Source organism: Agathobaculum sp., assembly GCF_050946325.1.
GTDB lineage: Bacteria > Bacillota > Clostridia > Oscillospirales > Butyricicoccaceae > Agathobaculum.
Window position 1 is genome coordinate 1 of record NZ_JBMNUP010000004.1, and the last position, 15128, is coordinate 15128.

The following is a 15128-nucleotide window of genomic DNA, read 5'->3' on the forward strand; positions in this document are numbered from 1 at the left end:
ATGGTATGGCGGTTCTCTGTCGTTTCAAGGTTTTCCGCCCGCACAGTGACGTTCGGCGCCGCCTGCTGTACGGCAACACTCGCCGTATGAGAGCAGTCTGTAATGGTTTCATAATTGCGGATGGTTTGCTCATTGGGCGTAAAGCGGATCTCGGCGCTTGCTGCGCCCGCGTTCAGTACAGCATCCGGATTGGACCACGCAAAGCTACCGTACTCTGTGCTGCCGCCATTGAGAGCACTTGCGCTCAGTTTCTGTCCGTAAGTGATCGCGGAAGCGGCGGGATAGGCAATGCTCGGTGCAGGCGCCTTGTCTACCGTCACAGCAAGCGTCGCCGTCACGCTGCTGTAAACCGCATCCCCTTCCATGGTAGCTGTAAGGGTTGCAGTGCCCGCGCCGCAGATTACAGCCTCAGAACCGTCGATGCGGAGCACGGTCGGATCGCTGCTGGTATACGTCACCGCGCCGTTTGTGCTGCCGCCGGACACGCGCAGAGCAAACGCTTCCTCTCCGTACACTTTGCGTCCGACATCCTCAATCGTCAGCGCCGCTTGAATTTGCTTGGCAACGTCTACCTTTTGAAGCGCGCTGACAGATTGCTTATAGTTCCCGCCTTCTGCCGGAATATAGGTTGCGTCAAACGTATATTCGCCCGCTTCGGATATGCTGCATGTGCCCAACGCCTTATTGCCCTGCAGCGGCGCCTCCGTCACAGCTTCACCATCTTTTGCAAACCGCACTTTTCCCGCAGGCACTTCCCCATTTAAGCCGGAAACCTCGGCCGTCAGGTTCACGCGACCGTTCTGCACCTCTGCCGTGAGCTGTACCGTGGCTGACGCAGGCTGAATGGTGTACTGTATGGTATCCGAACCGGAAATTTCGTATTTTCCTGCATCCTTTCCGATGAGATGCACCTGAGCCGTATGCGTACCTGCATCAGCCGCCCCGCCGGTCACATCCAGCCGAACGTCATCACCCGCCTGGATATCCGCTGTGCTGACCGTCGGGCACTGCGTTTTCCCATTGTAAGTCAGTTCGGTATTGTCCCATCGGAGATGCAGCGCCCGCTGCTCAATCCCCAGGTATTGCTTCCACTGCTGTGTGCCTTGGGAGAGAATTTGCAGGCTCTCTATCAGCGTGGTGCCGCCGCCGTTTGTCCGGTTGGATAAAATGGCCTGTCCCCTGCCGGTACGATAGATGCCGTAACGCACCATGCCCTGCTGTTTCGCATCGTCAGAGTCCGATATATACACCGCGCTGAGCTTACCGTTTTGATCATACTCTACACCCCAAACTGTGACCACATGAGATTTGGCCTGTCCCATCGCATAGGACAGCAGCACAATCTCACCGTTTATCAGATGGTCTTTCAGTTCTTTGCTGATGGTATCATAGCCCGCATCGTAATAGCTGCGCCGCGTCAGACGTTTCGCCTTCAGCACGTCGTAGAAAAAACCGCCGTTTTTATCCGGTCCATTTGCAATCAGCGCCGGTCCATCCCAGTCTTCGTCGTTTACACCGCCGTTGGCCTTGGGCTTATAGCCGTTGAGGAACTGATCCTGCAAAATATCCGTCCAATAGCCTTCCTGCCGCTTGGCGAACTGGTCCACAAAAATCTTGTAAATGGGACTACCGGTCTGTTCTTGGGCATCAACCCGCAGCGATTGCAGTTTTGCGGCCTTGCCTGAATCGGTTTGCTGCAATTTGGGCAAATATAAATCGATATATTCACGGTTCTGCGCCAACCACCAGTGCAGCGTATTGGAGGCCGCCGCTGCAAAACACAGGTTGGCATCATTCTCCAGGCTTTCGGATTTATTGATGTCATACCAGCCGTTTCCCGCAGTAAAGGGGGCAATGTATTCCACATAGGTTTCGCCGCCGGCCGTGCTTTCCGTGCGGACAAAATCACTGTTTTCCCCGCCCATCTGCGGGGGCGTCACGCCCTGCGTCCAGTAAATGGTTTTTGTTTTTCCGTCCTCCTGACTGACGTACTGCGTAACCGCATTCCCGCCTTGTGCAGTCGTCTGCTGCGATGCATCCGCACCCACATCCGCCGCCAAAGCCGACAGGGGTACCATCTGAGCCGCCAGCAGCACGGACATTGCGGCGCATAATCCCCTTTTCCATGCTGCCCACGCGCTGTTTGCAAAACTTTTCATGTAATTCTCCATTTCTTCTCTCAATATCCATCTCAAAATATTGCAGCGCAGCATATGCACTGCACCACATGCAAAAGCATCCGCTTCTTCCAAACAGAGCAAGCGAACAATTTATATATTTTACTATGAATCCCCGATAAAGTAAAGCAATTTGCAGAAAAATGCTGTAAAAGTCAAACATTTTTCATGCGCTTCCCCTTTTCTCCCGTCATTGCAAAAGCAGCCGGCCTGCGATTGCTTTTGAGATAAGCCTTGGGAATTTCTCTCTTCTGTGCTATAATACTGTCATATTAAACTGGGGGAAGAAACTTATGTTCAAGCGTTCAAGCGGCGTGCTGGCGCACGTCACTTCTCTGCCTTCGCCGCACGGCGTGGGCACCATGGGCAAAACCGCCTACGAATTTATTGATTTTCTCGCCGCAGCGCACCAGACCTACTGGCAGGTGCTGCCGCTCGGCCACACCGGCTTCGGCGATTCACCGTACCAGTGCTTTTCCGCCGCCGCCGGCAATCCCTATCTGATTGATTTGGATCTGCTGGTCGAAGATGGACTGCTGACCGCGGACGAAGTCCGCGCAGGTGATTTTGAAGCCTCGCCCGACACGGCGGATTTTGAGCAGCTTGCGGATACCCGCTGGCCGCTGTTCCGCAGGGCATACAGCCGCGCAGATGCGGCGCTGCGTGAAAAAATCCATGTCTTTGCCGCGGCTAACGCCGAATGGCTGCCGGATTACGCGCTGTTTATGGCATTGAAAGAAGAAAAATATCACGACATGCCGGTTTATATGTGGCCGGATAAAGCCGTGCGCGACCGCAAACCTGCCGCCCTGCAAAAGGTGACGGAAGAACTGCGGGACGAAATCGACTTCCGCATTTTCCTGCAATATGTCTTTTTTGAGCAGTGGACGGCGCTGCGGGCATATGCCAACGAAAAAGGCATCAAAATCATCGGCGATATCCCGATCTATGTCTCTGCCGACTCGGCAGATGTTTGGGTACACCCCACCCTGTTCAAGCTCAAAGCGGATAAAAGCCCCAAGCTCGTAGCAGGTGTGCCGCCTGACTATTACTCGGCCACCGGCCAGCTCTGGGGCAACCCGGTATACGACTGGGCGGCACATCGTGCCGAGCATTACGCTTGGTGGATCTGGCGCATGAAGAGCAACATGGCGCTGTTCGATGTCATTCGCCTCGACCATTTCCGCGGCTTTGCCGCCTATTGGGAGGTCAAAGCCAGCGAGGAAACCGCCGTCAACGGACACTGGCGCAAGGGGCCTGGCATGGAGCTGTTCCGCGCCATCGAGCAGGCGCTCGGTCCGGTGCCGCTCATCGCAGAGGATCTCGGCGTGCAGACAGACGAAGTGCGCGAGCTGCTGGCGGAAAGCGGCTTGCCCGGTATGCGCGTTCTGATTTTCGGTTTTACGCCGGATTATGACAATGAGCATCTGCCGCATAACTTCATCCCGAACAGCATTGTCTACACCTCCACCCACGATTCGCAGACCGTGTGCGAGCAGATCATGGATCTGTGCAGCGAACCGGAAAAACAGTTTGCCTACCGGTATCTGCGCACCTCGCATGCCGAGGCAATGGGCTGGAGCGCGATCAAAAGCGTCTGGGCCTCTCCCTCACGCATCGCCATGACCACCCTGCAGGATCTGCTTTCGCTCGGCGCAGACGCCCGTATGAACACGCCGGCCACCATCGGCGGCAAAAACTGGCGCTGGCGGGTGCGTGAAGAGGCGCTCAACCCGACGGTTTCGGCCATGTTGGGCGAAATTACCAAAACGTATAGGCGCGGCTGACCCGCGCATCCAAACCGACCTGGAAAGGATCGCAGCATGAAAATCACAACAGCTATTTTCGATTTAGACGGCACCCTGCTCAACACGCTGGGCGACCTGTGCGACAGTGTCAACTGTGCGGTGATGCGGCACGGCTTCCCTGCTGTCACCGAAGAGCAGACGAGACAGTATGTCGGCAACGGTGTGCGCAAGCTGGTCGAACGCTGTATTCCGGAAGGAAAGCGCAGCGAAACCATGCTTGATACCTGTCTGGACGACTTCCGCACGGCATACAACGAACGTATGATGAACCGCACCCAGCCATATGATGGCATCCTGCCGCTTTTGAAAACGCTCAAAAAGGCCGGTGTGTCTGTCGGCGTACTGTCCAACAAATACGACCTTGCCGCCAAAAGTCTCATCCGTCACTTCTTTGGCGACCTCTGTCAAATTACAATCGGCGAGCGGCCGGACATGCCGCGCAAGCCCGACCCGACCGGCGCACTCCAGCTGCTGCGCGAACTGGGCGGCGAGCCTGCATCCACGCTGTATATCGGAGACAGCGCGACGGATATGCAGACCGCCAAAAACGCCGGCCTGACCGCCGTCGGCGTGACCTGGGGGTTCCGCTCTGCCGATGAACTAAAGGAGGCTGGCGCCGATGCGCTGGCAAACGCCCCTGCCGAGCTTCTGCCGCTGTTTGAGCGCGGCCCGCTCAACATTGACGCCCTTTGCAGCGCATTTACCGGACGCGGCTTTGCGTTCTCCTACTTTCCGACGGCAAAAGAAGCCGCCGCTTACTTATCGCAAGTATGTGCGGGCCAGTCCGTGTCTCTCGGCGGCTCGATCACCCTCAAGGAACTGGGCTTCCCCGAAGCATTTGACAGCAGCACCGAGGTGCATTGGCACTGGATTGACCCTGACGACTGTTTTCAGACGCCGGATATTTATCTCACTTCTGCCAACGGGCTGAGTGAGACCGGCGAAATTGTCAACATCGACGGCAACGGCAACCGCGTGGCAGGAACTTTGTATGGGCCGAAGCGCTGTATCTTTGTATGCGGCATCAATAAATTATGCCCCGATCTTGCCAGCGCTATCGAGCGGGCGCGCACCATTGCCGCGCCGCTGAACGCCAAGCGCCTGCACCGTCAAACGCCATGCGCCGCGGACGGCAAATGCCATGACTGCCGCGCACCTGAGCGGATCTGCCGCGCGCTTGTCGTCCACATGGGTCCGATGAAAAAGATGGACAGCTGCGAGCTGGTGCTGATTGGCGAACATTTGGGATATTGATAAAAACCGGCGCATATTTGCAAAAAATGCGCCGGTTTTTCCAATTGCAACCGTAGGTTGCGCAATTTCCAGCTCAACTTGGTGGTCTGCAACGCAATCTTGCAGTAAAATCAGACCATCACGCATGGAGGTGCATACACATGACACTTGGAGAAAAAATCATCGACCTGCGCAAAAAACGCGGTCTGTCACAGGAAGATCTGGCGATTACATTGGGTGTGTCCCGTCAGGCGGTCAGCAAGTGGGAGACGGACGAAGCCACGCCGGATACCGCCAAAATCGTGGCGCTGGCAGAGTATTTTCATGTAACGACCGACTGGCTGCTCCGGAATATCGCGCCCGAACCGGAAGCCCCCAAAAAGGCCCCGCATACCGCATCTGCACAGGCGCACATCGGCACGCCCCTGCTGCTCTGCATGACGATTGCAGGCTGCGTCTGCGGGCTGCTGCTGATCTGCTACGGCTTTTTCCGCTCCGCCACGACACTCCCAACTGTTCTCGGCCTGATTCTTCTCGTCTTTTCTGTTGCGCTGGCAACAGGCTACGGGCTATTTCTCCGCAGCGCGGCTGAAACGGAGGGAACTGCGTTTATTGGCTCTTTTTGGCGCATCGCAGTCTGGTTCGTTTCACCGGTCGTCTGCTATCCGCTCGCGCTTCTGTTCTATGGGCTGCTCACGGAAATCCCCTATCAGCTTGTCGATCAGCTATGGCTCGCCCTGCCCAGACCGGCATGGAATATTGTGCGTTTTCTGCTTCTCTCTGGGGTGCCGCTGCTGCTGTATCTGGCGGTCTGTCTGTTCGTCTCTCTGCGGCTGTGCCGAAGGTCCCGCAAGCACCTTTGAAAATTTTTCTTATTTTTTCATTTTTTCGCTTGACAGTACACGCTCTCTTTGCTATAATAAATATCGCGCTAATGAGTTCGACGCGATAGAAAATGCGGCTGTAGCTCATCTGGTAGAGCGCCACCTTGCCAAGGTGGAGGTAGCGAGTTCGAGCCTCGTCAGCCGCTCCAAAAGAAAAAGCACCGTTTTCAAACGGTGCTTTTTCTTTTTTACAGACGCACAAACTCACCGTTTTGTCCGCTCCACGCGGACGGATGTATATATTAGATGGAATATCCCGTAATTTTTGTGCAGTTTCACTATTGCAAAGCATGCAAATTTTGCGTATACTTTTCCTCGTTAATATGACAATGACTGTGACGGAGACAGTACGCCGCCAATGCCAAAGCACAAGCGAGTCGGGGACAGTGCGAGCCCGATGCGAGTAGCCGGCTGCCGAAAATCACTCCCGAGTCGCACGCCGAAGCTGATGTTGCAGCAGAGATCGTGCCGGTGCCCCACCGTTAACGGGAAACGTATGATGGTACGGTATCAGGTGGTATAACGACGCTTACAGGCGGTCGTCCTTTTACGGGACGGCCGCTTTTTATTTTCCAAACCCGCCTCACCGTCCGCTCACCTCAAGGCAAACGATAACCGCGATGATATGGAGGGTTTATTTCATGGTTCAGCAAGCAAAAAAAACGGTTGAAATCCGCTGGCACGGCCGCGGCGGCCAGGGCGCAAAAACAGCGTGCCTTCTTCTGGCAGACGCCGCATTCTCTTCCGGTAAATATGTGCAGGGATTTCCGGAGTACGGGCCGGAGCGCATGGGCGCGCCCATTACAGCCTATAACCGCATCTCTGATGAGCGCTGTTCCATCCATTCCAATATTTATGAACCGGATTACGTCGTGGTGGTTGACGAGACCCTGCTTGAATCCGTTGATGTAACCCGCGGCTTATCAGCAGACGGCGCCATCATCATCAACACCGCAAAAAATCCAGACGACGTCCGTCCGCTGCTCGGCGGCTACAGCGGCAAGGTCTGCACCATTGACGCACGCGAAATTTCCGAGCAGACGCTCGGCAAAAACTTTCCAAATACGCCGATGCTGGCGGCCGCCGTCAAGGTCTCCGGCGTGGTGGAAGAATATCGCTTTATCGCAGATATGAAAGCGTCTTTCCAGCACAAATTTGCACATAAGCCGCAGGTCATCGACGGCAATATGGCCGCGCTGACCCGTTCCATGCAGGAGGTAAAAGTAGGATGAATTTCAAAGCAGCCGATATTCACGAAAATTCGCCGTGGCAAAAGCTGACGCCCGGCGGTGAAATTTACGAGCCCGGCACCTCCCGCCTGACCATGACCGGCGAATGGCGCACCCAGACGCCGGTATTCATCGCGGATAAGTGCCGCCACTGCATGCTGTGCGTCCCCTACTGCCCTGACAGCGCCATTCCTGTTGACGGCGACAAGCGCCTTGATTTTGACTTTGACCACTGCAAGGGCTGCGGCATCTGCGAAAAGGTATGTCCTTTTGACGCCATCAAATTTGTAAAGGAGGGGGAATGACCATGTCGATTCGTGAGCGTCTTTCGGGCAACGAGGCCGTCGCCACCGCGATGCGCCAGATCAACCCTGACGTGATGGGCGCGTTCCCCATCACCCCCTCTACCGAAATTCCGCAGTATTTTGCCCAGTATGTGGCCGACGGCCTGGTAGACACCGAATATGTCACTGTAGAGAGCGAACACTCTTCCATGTCCACCTGCATTGGCGCGGAAGCCGCCGGTGCGCGCGCCGTCACCGCCACCTCTTCCTGCGGCCTTGCGCTGATGTATGAGCTGCTGTACGTCGCATCCTCCTCCCGCCTGCCGGTGACGCTGGCCTGCGTCAACCGCGCGCTGACCGGCCCCATCAACATCAACAACGACCACTCCGATTCCATGGGCATACGCGACGCGGGCTGGATTCAAATTTACGCAGAAACCAACCAGGAGGTTTATGACAATTACCTGCAGGCGATGCCCATCGGTGAAAACCCGGAGGTGCGTCTGCCTGTTATGATCTGTCAGGACGGCTTCATCACCTCTCACGGCGTAGAGAACATCGAATTGCTGGAAGACGACGTCGTCAAGCAGTTTGTAGGCGAATATCAGCCGGAGCATTATCTTCTCAAGCATGACAATCCGCTTGCGGTTGGCCCGTATGATGTGACCAATTATTACATGGAGCATAAAATCCAGCAGGCCGAAGCCATGAAGCATGCCAAAGCGGTCATTCTGGAGGTCGCAGAACGGTTTGAAAAAATCTCCGGCCGCAAATACGGCTTTTTTGAGGCTTATCGCATGGAGGATGCCGAGACCGCAATCGTGCTGATCGGCTCGTCCGCCGGCACAGCGCGCGCGGCCGTGGACAAGCTCAGAGCTGAAGGAAAGAAGGCCGGCATGGTCAAGGTGCGGGTATTCCGTCCCTTCCCGATGCAGGAACTGGCCGAAGCGCTCGACGGATGCAAGGCCGTTGCCGTACTGGACAAGGCGGAAAGTTTTTCCGCGGCAGGCGGCCCGCTGTTTGCCGAAACCCGTTCGGCACTGTATGATCTGGAAAACCGGCCCAAGTGCATCAACTATGTTTACGGTCTCGGCGGCCGCGACTTTACCGTAAATACCGCTGAGACAATCTTTGCTGCGCTTGATGAAATCGTGCAGACCGGCAAAACTGGCGAGGTCTATCGCCATATCGGACAAAGGAGCGAATAAGCATATGGCGTACAATCTGAAAACTGAAGTGCAGAAGAAAGAGCGCTTTGCGCCCGGCCACCGGCTTTGCGCCGGCTGCGGCGCAGGCATCACGGTACGCGCCGTGCTACGCGCGCTCAATCCCGAAGATAAGGCCGTCATCACCAATGCCACGGGCTGCCTTGAAGTTTCGTCTTTTCTATATCCCTATACCGCGTGGGAGGACAGCTATATCCACTGTGCGTTTGAAAACGCGGCCGCAACCTGCGGCGGCGTGGAAGCTGCGTATCAGGTGCTGAAGAAAAAGGGCAAGGTGCAGGATAATTTCAAATTCATCACCTTCGGCGGCGACGGCGGCACCTACGATATCGGCTTCCAGTCGCTCTCCGGCGCGATGGAACGCGGACATGACATGGTTTATGTCTGCTATGATAACGAGGCTTATATGAACACGGGCATCCAGCGTTCCTCCTCCACGCCGCGTTTTGCCGATGCCACCACCACGCCGACCGGCAGCGTCTCTTACGGCAAAAAGCAGAACAAAAAAGATTTGACCAGCATCATGGTTGCGCACGGCATCCCCTATGTTGGACAATCCACCTTTATCGGCAACTTCAAGGATCTGCACGAAAAGGCGCATCGCGCGATTTACACAGAGGGTCCGGCCTTTCTGAATGTAATGAGTCCCTGTCCGCGCGGCTGGCGGTATCCGGCTGAGGATATTGCCGAAATCTGCCGTCTTGCCGTGGAAACCTGCGTCTGGCCGCTGTACGAAGTTATCGAGGGCGAGTACCATCTGTCCTACGAGCCTAAAAAGAAATTGCCGGTTGAGGAGTTTCTCTCCAGACAGGGCCGTTTCAAGCACATGTTTGCCAGGGGCAATGAATGGATGCTTGAAAACGCCCAGGAATGGGTAGACCGCAAGTGGGCCGAGCTGCTCGGCAAATGCCGCTGAAACATTCTGTCGCACACCTCTTTTCATTTATATATGGAAAGCCCACGGGCAGCTTATCGCTGCCCGTGGGCTTTTTAACCTGTTGTGACCTCTGCCGGCGAGCCTGTCAGTTTTCCCAGCAGCTTTTCAAACTGCACGCCATACGCCGGGTCGGTATGCTGCGCGGCAGTATAGGCAATGCAATCCTTGACAAATTCTCCTGCGCGGTCGCACGCCGCCGACATTTTTTCTCCGTTCAGCAGCGCCCCCAGCATCACGGCAGCGAACAGATCGCCGGTGCCGGGGTAATATTGCTCCACCCTGCGATGCAGTGAAAAACCGCTGCAATCTTCCGCCAAATACCCTGCACCGATATGCCCCTGTTCAAAATCCAGTCCGGTCATTACAACCTGCGTGCCATATCGCCTGCGCAGCGCCTGCATCCATTCCCAGGCTTCATCGGCATTCCCCGGCCGGTCCGCAGGATTGCGGTCAAGCAGAATCGCGGCCTCCGTTGTATTCGGCGTAATCACATCGGCTATCGCGCACAATTCCCGCATACGCATGCACATTTCCGCCGTATAGGTGGCGTACACCCTGCCGTTATCGCCCATCACAGGGTCAATCAGCGCAATCCCGCCCGCCGCTTTCAGGCGGGTGGCGGCTTCACGCACACAGTCAATCTGGTCTGCCGAGCCAAGAAACCCCGCGTACACCGCTTCAAACCGCAGCCCCAGTCCATCATACTGTTCAATCGTCTGGTGCATCGCGCCGGTCAGGTCCGTCGTCACCCAACCCTCTATTGCCGTATGGGTGGAAAACACCGCTGTGGGCAGCGGCACGCACTGCTGTCCCGCCGCAGAAAGCACCGCAATAATCGGCACAAGCGACGACCGCCCGAACCCTGATAAATCATGCAGCGCCAATACTTTCTTTTGCATAAAACCCGTTCACATCCTTCACCATCTTATCATACGATGATTTTCTGCCAAAGTCAATCTCCCTTGCTTTCCGTTCGGCACAATGGTAAAATATATAATTAATACCATCTACCGTTTCCAAAGGAGTTATCCGCATGCTGCCAAAACGCATTTTTTCTTTTCTGCTGATTTTTTCTCTGCTGCTCCCGTTTTCTGCCGCTGCGCCTGCCGAGCAGCAGGCCGTACACACCCCCGAGGACGATGTGCGCGGCGTTTGGGTTTCCAGCGTATATAATATTGATTTCCCGACGAGACAGGGCATGACCGCCGATGAACTGAAAAGCGAAGCGGACGCCATGCTGGACAACATTGCCGCCATGGGACTGAATACCATATTCCTACAGGTTCGCCCTTCCGCAGACGCGCTTTATGCATCCGATATTTTTCCCTGGAGCCGTTATGTCAGCGGCACATCCGGCATTGCGCCGGACGGCGGGTTTGATCCGCTTTCCTATTGGATTGAAGGCGCACATCGCCGCGGCCTTGCGCTGCACGCCTGGCTCAACCCCTATCGCGTCACGCGCGGCGGAAAGGAGGAGCTGGACGCCCTGCCCGAGGACAGCCCCGCCAAACAGCATCCTGAGTGGCTGGTCGAACATGAGGGCAACTATTATTTTGACCCCGGCCTGCCCGGCGTTCAGCAGCTTGTGGTGGACGGCGCAGCGGAAATCGTCCGCAAATATGCGGTGGACGGCATCCATCTGGACGATTACTTTTACCCCGGCATGGACTTTAACGACCAGACCTCTTTTCTGCGCTATGGGGATGATTTTGACGATATTGACGACTGGAGACGCGATAATGTCAACACGCTGATTGCTGCACTGGATGAAACGCTGCACGATATTGACCCCGATCTGGCATTCGGCGTCAGCCCCGCCGGCATATGGGACAATAAACGGGATAACGCCCGCGGCAGCGACACGAACGGGCGCTCCTCCTATCGCGAAATCTACTGCGATTCGCTGGAATGGATCGAGGATGGCACCGTAGACTATATCTGCCCGCAGCTTTACTGGGAAATCGGCTTTGAAGCCGCAGATTTTGCCGTTCTGACCGAGTGGTGGCAGAATGCGGTTTCCGCAAGCGATGTTGCGCTGTATATCGGTATCGGCGCGTACCGCGCGGCGGAGGCTGCGCAGGGCGACCTCTGGTACGGTACGGCAGAGCTGGAGCGTCAGCTTGCCCTGCTGGACGAGGGAATTGATATTCAGGGCGAAGTTTTTTTCAGCTATTCTTCGCTTATGAATACCCCGAACGGCGCAGCTATGCTGACCGAGCATTATGCTTCGCATGACAGCGGCAAACCGGACAGAGATGCGGATGAATCCGACCGCAGCAATTCTCTGCTGGATATTTTCTCCCGTTTTATCACCAGTCTGTTTTATTAAGCCATAAGGAGGCGTATTCCCTTGCACAACCTACTGTCCCGCGAATATGAAATCACGTTCAGCCATGTGGACAATCGCGGCTTTGCCCGCCCTTCGTTCCTTTGGACAACTATGCAGGACGCCGCTACCGTCCATGCGGACGAGCTGCACATCGGGCGGGATGACCTGCACATTCTCTGGGTGCTTTCCCGCATGAAGGCTACGCTCACCCGTCCGCTGCTGCCCTATGAACGCCTCCGATGCGAGACCTGGTGCCCCGGCATCCGCGGCGCCTGCTGGTATCGCTGCTTCGCCTTTTACGTCGGAGACGAGCCGGTCGGACAGGGCCAGTCCATGTGGGTAACGCTTGAGCCGGAAACGCACCGCATTTTGCGGCCGACCGCCTTCCCTGCCGCCGCCGATTATCTGCATGCCGCGCGCGGAGATCTGTTCCCGCCGCTGCCCAAGCTGTCCTGCGGCAACGCGCAGCTGCACCATATTCACGATGTACGATATTCTGACCTGGATATCAACCGCCACGTCAATAACGCCCGTGTCGTCGAGCTTCTTTCGGACACACTCGATTTGCAAAGCCAGCCCGGCTTTGTTTCCTCGCTTCAGGTCAATTATACGGCAGAGACGACCTGCGGAGAGCAGCTCGCCCTGTCCCGCGGCATGTCGGACGGCGCATATTACCTGCGGGGCGAAGCCGGCGGCAGCGTTCGTTTTGAGGCCCTTGCCTCCATCTCACCCTTTCCCAAGGAGGTATGAATGATGCATGAACTTGTAAAACAATCCGTACAGGATATTCTTGGCGTGTGTCAGCCGAAAAAGATCATCTTGTATGCAGAAAAGCGCACCATGGCAACAGGCAAGCTCAAAGCGCTCAGCCTGTGCGTCATCACGCCGGACGGTGCAGACTGCCATCGGCTGCGTACCGCTTTGCACCTTGCCATTTCCGCAGATGTGCCCGTCTCTCTGAACGTGTATACGGAGAGCGAATGGAACCTTCTGTGCGAAGATCACACCTCCTATGCGGCGTGGATCGCCCGGAAAGGACAGGTGGTTTATGAGCCGGAGACGTAGAGGCGCATCAGACAGCCATGCCTATTATAAATGGCTGGATAAAGCGCTGTGCGACCTACAGTGCGCACGTCTGCTTCTGACCTATGGCGGCGATTGCTATAACACGGCGTTTCACTGCCAGCAGGCCATCGAAAAAGCGCTCAAGGGATATCTTCTGTACCGCACAGGCAAGCACTTTGACGGACATAACCTGACTTATCTCTGCCGTCAGGCCATCCGGCTGGACCCCGATGCATTTTCCGAATACCTGGATGAGAGCGCAGCGCTCAATGACCTTTATATTGAAACCCGATATCCGACCGACCTGCCTTTTACCATCAGCGAGCAGGATATCCGGCGGTATCTCGATATGGCCGAGCGGATGTTCGCCGCGATTCGCAGAGAGCTCTATGATAGTGATGGACCGCACCCAATCGCAGAAGAATAAAAAGGAGGAAGATGCCGCAAGGCGTCTTCCTCCTTTTTTGTAGTGTTGTTATGCCCGCTCTCTGCTTCTTTGGGAAGCGCCGTGACGAATCGGTTTCCATTCCACCTTGCTGACCAGCGCAGCAACCGAAATCGGAATATACGTCATCATAAACAGCGGGAAAGTAAATGTATACATCAATTTTTTCCATGCGGCGCCGTCTATTCGTTTCCACTCCGTCAGCACCGTAATGAAGCCAAACAGCAGCATGGTTTTATAGATGCCCAAAAATGTTGCTGCGAGGAAATGCCCCAGCAGACGCAGGGCCCGCCAAACAAGAAACGCCGGCTGCCACAAGGCGCTCAATAAAACCACCAAAAACAGCGCCACCATGCCAACGCATACCAGGTTGCCCGGCGCAACCGTCATCAGCATGTCATAGCAGGATGCGCCCCGCCGCCCGCCGCGCGCACATCCGCGCAGCAGCGCGCCCGTATAATGGGCATTAATCTGATAAAATCCCTTGCTCCAGCGCAGGCGTTGATCCCAGGACTGCCGAAACTCTGTCGGCTGTTCATCATACACCATCGCCGTACCGCAATAGCCGATTTTGCGCCCCTCCACCGCACAGGATACGGAAAACTCAATATCCTCCGTCAGCAAATGATACGGCCAGCCGCCTTTTTCGCGTATCACATCGGCTGAAACCAGAAAACCTGTGCCGGAAATCGCGCAATTGACGCCAAGCTGCGCACGCGGCTGGCTCAAATAGCGCGCTTCCCGCAGGAACCACAGCGAATATCCGGCAGTAATCCAGTTATCGCAAAAATTCTTGGAGTTCCGATAGCTGGTTAACGCTACATAACGGCCTGTATCAAACATGCGGTTCATTTCGCTGACAAAGCGCGCATCTACCAGATTATCTGCATCAAAGACAAAAAAGCCGTCGTAATACTGATCGCCGCAATCTTCAAAAATCCGGTGCAGCAGATAGTCCAGCGCATATCCCTTGCCTACCTGCCGCTTGTTGAACCGCTCATAAACCACTGCACCGGCCTTTCGGGAAACCTCTGCCGTTCGGTCAGTACAGTTATCCGCCACAACGTAAATATCCATCAGTTCCTGCGGATATTGCTGTTCTTTCAGGCTGGCAATCAAATCCCCTATTACCGTCTGCTCATTTCTTGCAGCAATCATCACCGCGTACCGGTGCAGTTCCGCATTCTTTTTCCCCTGCGGTCCCTTGCCCAGCAGGCCGATAAACAGGTATATTAACTGATAGGCATATGCCAGGATAAAAGCGATGTACACAACAACTTGTAAATTATCCAAAAAACGAAGCATGCACCCTTCGCTCCTTTCATTCCGTCCGATTTTTCTATCCGGAATTCCTCGTATCATCATAGCACTTTTGACGATTTTTTCAACATTTATTTAAGCACTTTCCACAATTTTTCTCCTTTCCACAAAATCCTACCCTTATTTTTCCTTTTTTTCATTACTCTTTTTGTCACAAGAGTTTTCTATTCAACTATAACGCAAAATTATGA

Annotated in this window: 14 protein-coding genes and 1 tRNA gene; 12 read left to right on the plus strand and 3 right to left on the minus strand. The window is 55.3% G+C overall.

All coding sequences use genetic code 11. The features are described 5' to 3' along the window. On the minus strand, positions 1-2159 hold a 2159-nt coding region (locus tag ACOYIE_RS00955), incomplete at its 3' end, for an IdeS/Mac family cysteine endopeptidase (protein ID WP_433409985.1). A gap of 311 nt (positions 2160-2470) precedes the next feature. Between ACOYIE_RS00955 and malQ the strand changes: the two genes are divergently transcribed. The 8 genes from malQ to ACOYIE_RS00995 all read left to right on the plus strand — a co-directional run bounded on the left by malQ (position 2471) and on the right by ACOYIE_RS00995 (position 9757). Further along, a complete protein-coding gene (malQ, locus tag ACOYIE_RS00960) occupies positions 2471-3964 on the plus strand; it encodes a 4-alpha-glucanotransferase (RefSeq protein WP_433409986.1) in 1494 nt (497 codons plus the stop codon). 36 nt (positions 3965-4000) lie between these two features. Further along, the gene (locus ACOYIE_RS00965; protein WP_433409988.1) at positions 4001-5239 is read left to right on the plus strand and encodes an HAD-IA family hydrolase; all 1239 of its coding nucleotides are present in this window, start codon (positions 4001-4003) and stop codon (positions 5237-5239) included. Between the two features lie 140 nt (positions 5240-5379). Beyond that, positions 5380-6081 (plus strand): helix-turn-helix domain-containing protein, encoded by a 702-nt coding sequence (locus ACOYIE_RS00970; protein WP_433409989.1) that lies wholly within the window; start codon positions 5380-5382, stop codon positions 6079-6081. 94 nt (positions 6082-6175) lie between these two features. Next, positions 6176-6251, plus strand: a tRNA-Gly gene (locus ACOYIE_RS00975). Between the two features lie 492 nt (positions 6252-6743). Next, positions 6744-7334, plus strand: coding sequence for a 2-oxoacid:acceptor oxidoreductase family protein (locus ACOYIE_RS00980; protein WP_433409990.1), 591 nt, complete (start codon positions 6744-6746; stop codon positions 7332-7334). After that, positions 7331-7636, plus strand: a complete 306-nt coding sequence (locus ACOYIE_RS00985; protein ID WP_433409991.1) for a 4Fe-4S binding protein — start codon at positions 7331-7333, stop codon at positions 7634-7636. Before ACOYIE_RS00980 ends, ACOYIE_RS00985 begins: the two co-directional genes overlap by 4 nt. Positions 7637-7638: 2 nt before the next feature. Next, positions 7639-8823, plus strand: a complete 1185-nt coding sequence (gene porA, locus ACOYIE_RS00990) for a pyruvate ferredoxin oxidoreductase (RefSeq protein WP_433409993.1) — start codon at positions 7639-7641, stop codon at positions 8821-8823. Positions 8824-8827: 4 nt separating this feature from the next. Continuing rightward, positions 8828-9757, plus strand: coding sequence for a thiamine pyrophosphate-dependent enzyme (locus ACOYIE_RS00995; RefSeq protein ID WP_433409994.1), 930 nt, complete (start codon positions 8828-8830; stop codon positions 9755-9757). A gap of 74 nt (positions 9758-9831) precedes the next feature. Here ACOYIE_RS00995 and ACOYIE_RS01000 read toward each other — a convergent pair whose 3' ends face one another. After that, positions 9832-10677 carry a pyridoxamine kinase gene (locus ACOYIE_RS01000; protein WP_433409996.1) on the minus strand — a complete coding sequence of 282 codons (846 nt, stop codon included), beginning with the start codon at positions 10675-10677 and terminating at the stop codon, positions 9832-9834. Between the two features lie 134 nt (positions 10678-10811). On the opposite strand from ACOYIE_RS01000, the gene ACOYIE_RS01005 reads away from it, so the two are divergent. The 4 genes from ACOYIE_RS01005 to ACOYIE_RS01020 are packed head-to-tail and all read left to right on the plus strand — an operon-like array spanning position 10812 to position 13599. Continuing rightward, positions 10812-12107, plus strand: a complete 1296-nt coding sequence (locus ACOYIE_RS01005; RefSeq protein ID WP_433409998.1) for a glycoside hydrolase family 10 protein — start codon at positions 10812-10814, stop codon at positions 12105-12107. A gap of 21 nt (positions 12108-12128) precedes the next feature. Then, complete coding sequence (locus ACOYIE_RS01010; protein ID WP_433410000.1) at positions 12129-12857, plus strand: acyl-[acyl-carrier-protein] thioesterase; 729 nt, start codon at positions 12129-12131, stop codon at positions 12855-12857. 3 nt (positions 12858-12860) lie between these two features. Continuing rightward, a complete protein-coding gene (locus ACOYIE_RS01015; RefSeq protein WP_433410001.1) occupies positions 12861-13172 on the plus strand; it encodes a hypothetical protein in 312 nt (103 codons plus the stop codon). After that, complete coding sequence (locus ACOYIE_RS01020; protein ID WP_433410002.1) at positions 13156-13599, plus strand: HEPN domain-containing protein; 444 nt, start codon at positions 13156-13158, stop codon at positions 13597-13599. The genes ACOYIE_RS01015 and ACOYIE_RS01020 overlap by 17 nt, the downstream gene beginning before the upstream one ends. 48 nt (positions 13600-13647) lie before the next feature. On the opposite strand, the gene ACOYIE_RS01025 is transcribed toward ACOYIE_RS01020, so the two are convergent. After that, entirely contained in the window at positions 13648-14922 is a 1275-nt protein-coding gene (locus tag ACOYIE_RS01025; protein WP_433410004.1) for a glycosyltransferase family 2 protein, read from the minus strand. Positions 14923-15128: the final 206 nt, after the last annotated feature.

Excerpts from the sequence above, each read along its gene's own strand:
- ACOYIE_RS01020 (WP_433410002.1), top strand. The coding sequence starts at position 13,156 with ATGAGCCGGAGACGTAGAGGCGCATCAGACAGCCATGCCTATTATAAA.
- ACOYIE_RS01000 (WP_433409996.1), bottom strand. The coding sequence starts at position 10,677 with ATGCAAAAGAAAGTATTGGCGCTGCATGATTTATCAGGGTTCGGGCGG.
- ACOYIE_RS00985 (WP_433409991.1), top strand. The coding sequence starts at position 7,331 with ATGAATTTCAAAGCAGCCGATATTCACGAAAATTCGCCGTGGCAAAAG.
- ACOYIE_RS00965 (WP_433409988.1), top strand. The coding sequence starts at position 4,001 with ATGAAAATCACAACAGCTATTTTCGATTTAGACGGCACCCTGCTCAAC.
- ACOYIE_RS00995 (WP_433409994.1), top strand. The coding sequence starts at position 8,828 with ATGGCGTACAATCTGAAAACTGAAGTGCAGAAGAAAGAGCGCTTTGCG.
- ACOYIE_RS01005 (WP_433409998.1), top strand. The coding sequence starts at position 10,812 with ATGCTGCCAAAACGCATTTTTTCTTTTCTGCTGATTTTTTCTCTGCTG.
- ACOYIE_RS00970 (WP_433409989.1), top strand. The coding sequence starts at position 5,380 with ATGACACTTGGAGAAAAAATCATCGACCTGCGCAAAAAACGCGGTCTG.
- ACOYIE_RS01015 (WP_433410001.1), top strand. The coding sequence starts at position 12,861 with ATGCATGAACTTGTAAAACAATCCGTACAGGATATTCTTGGCGTGTGT.
- ACOYIE_RS01025 (WP_433410004.1), bottom strand. The coding sequence starts at position 14,922 with ATGCTTCGTTTTTTGGATAATTTACAAGTTGTTGTGTACATCGCTTTT.
- porA (WP_433409993.1), top strand. The coding sequence starts at position 7,639 with ATGTCGATTCGTGAGCGTCTTTCGGGCAACGAGGCCGTCGCCACCGCG.
- ACOYIE_RS00980 (WP_433409990.1), top strand. The coding sequence starts at position 6,744 with ATGGTTCAGCAAGCAAAAAAAACGGTTGAAATCCGCTGGCACGGCCGC.
- malQ (WP_433409986.1), top strand. The coding sequence starts at position 2,471 with ATGTTCAAGCGTTCAAGCGGCGTGCTGGCGCACGTCACTTCTCTGCCT.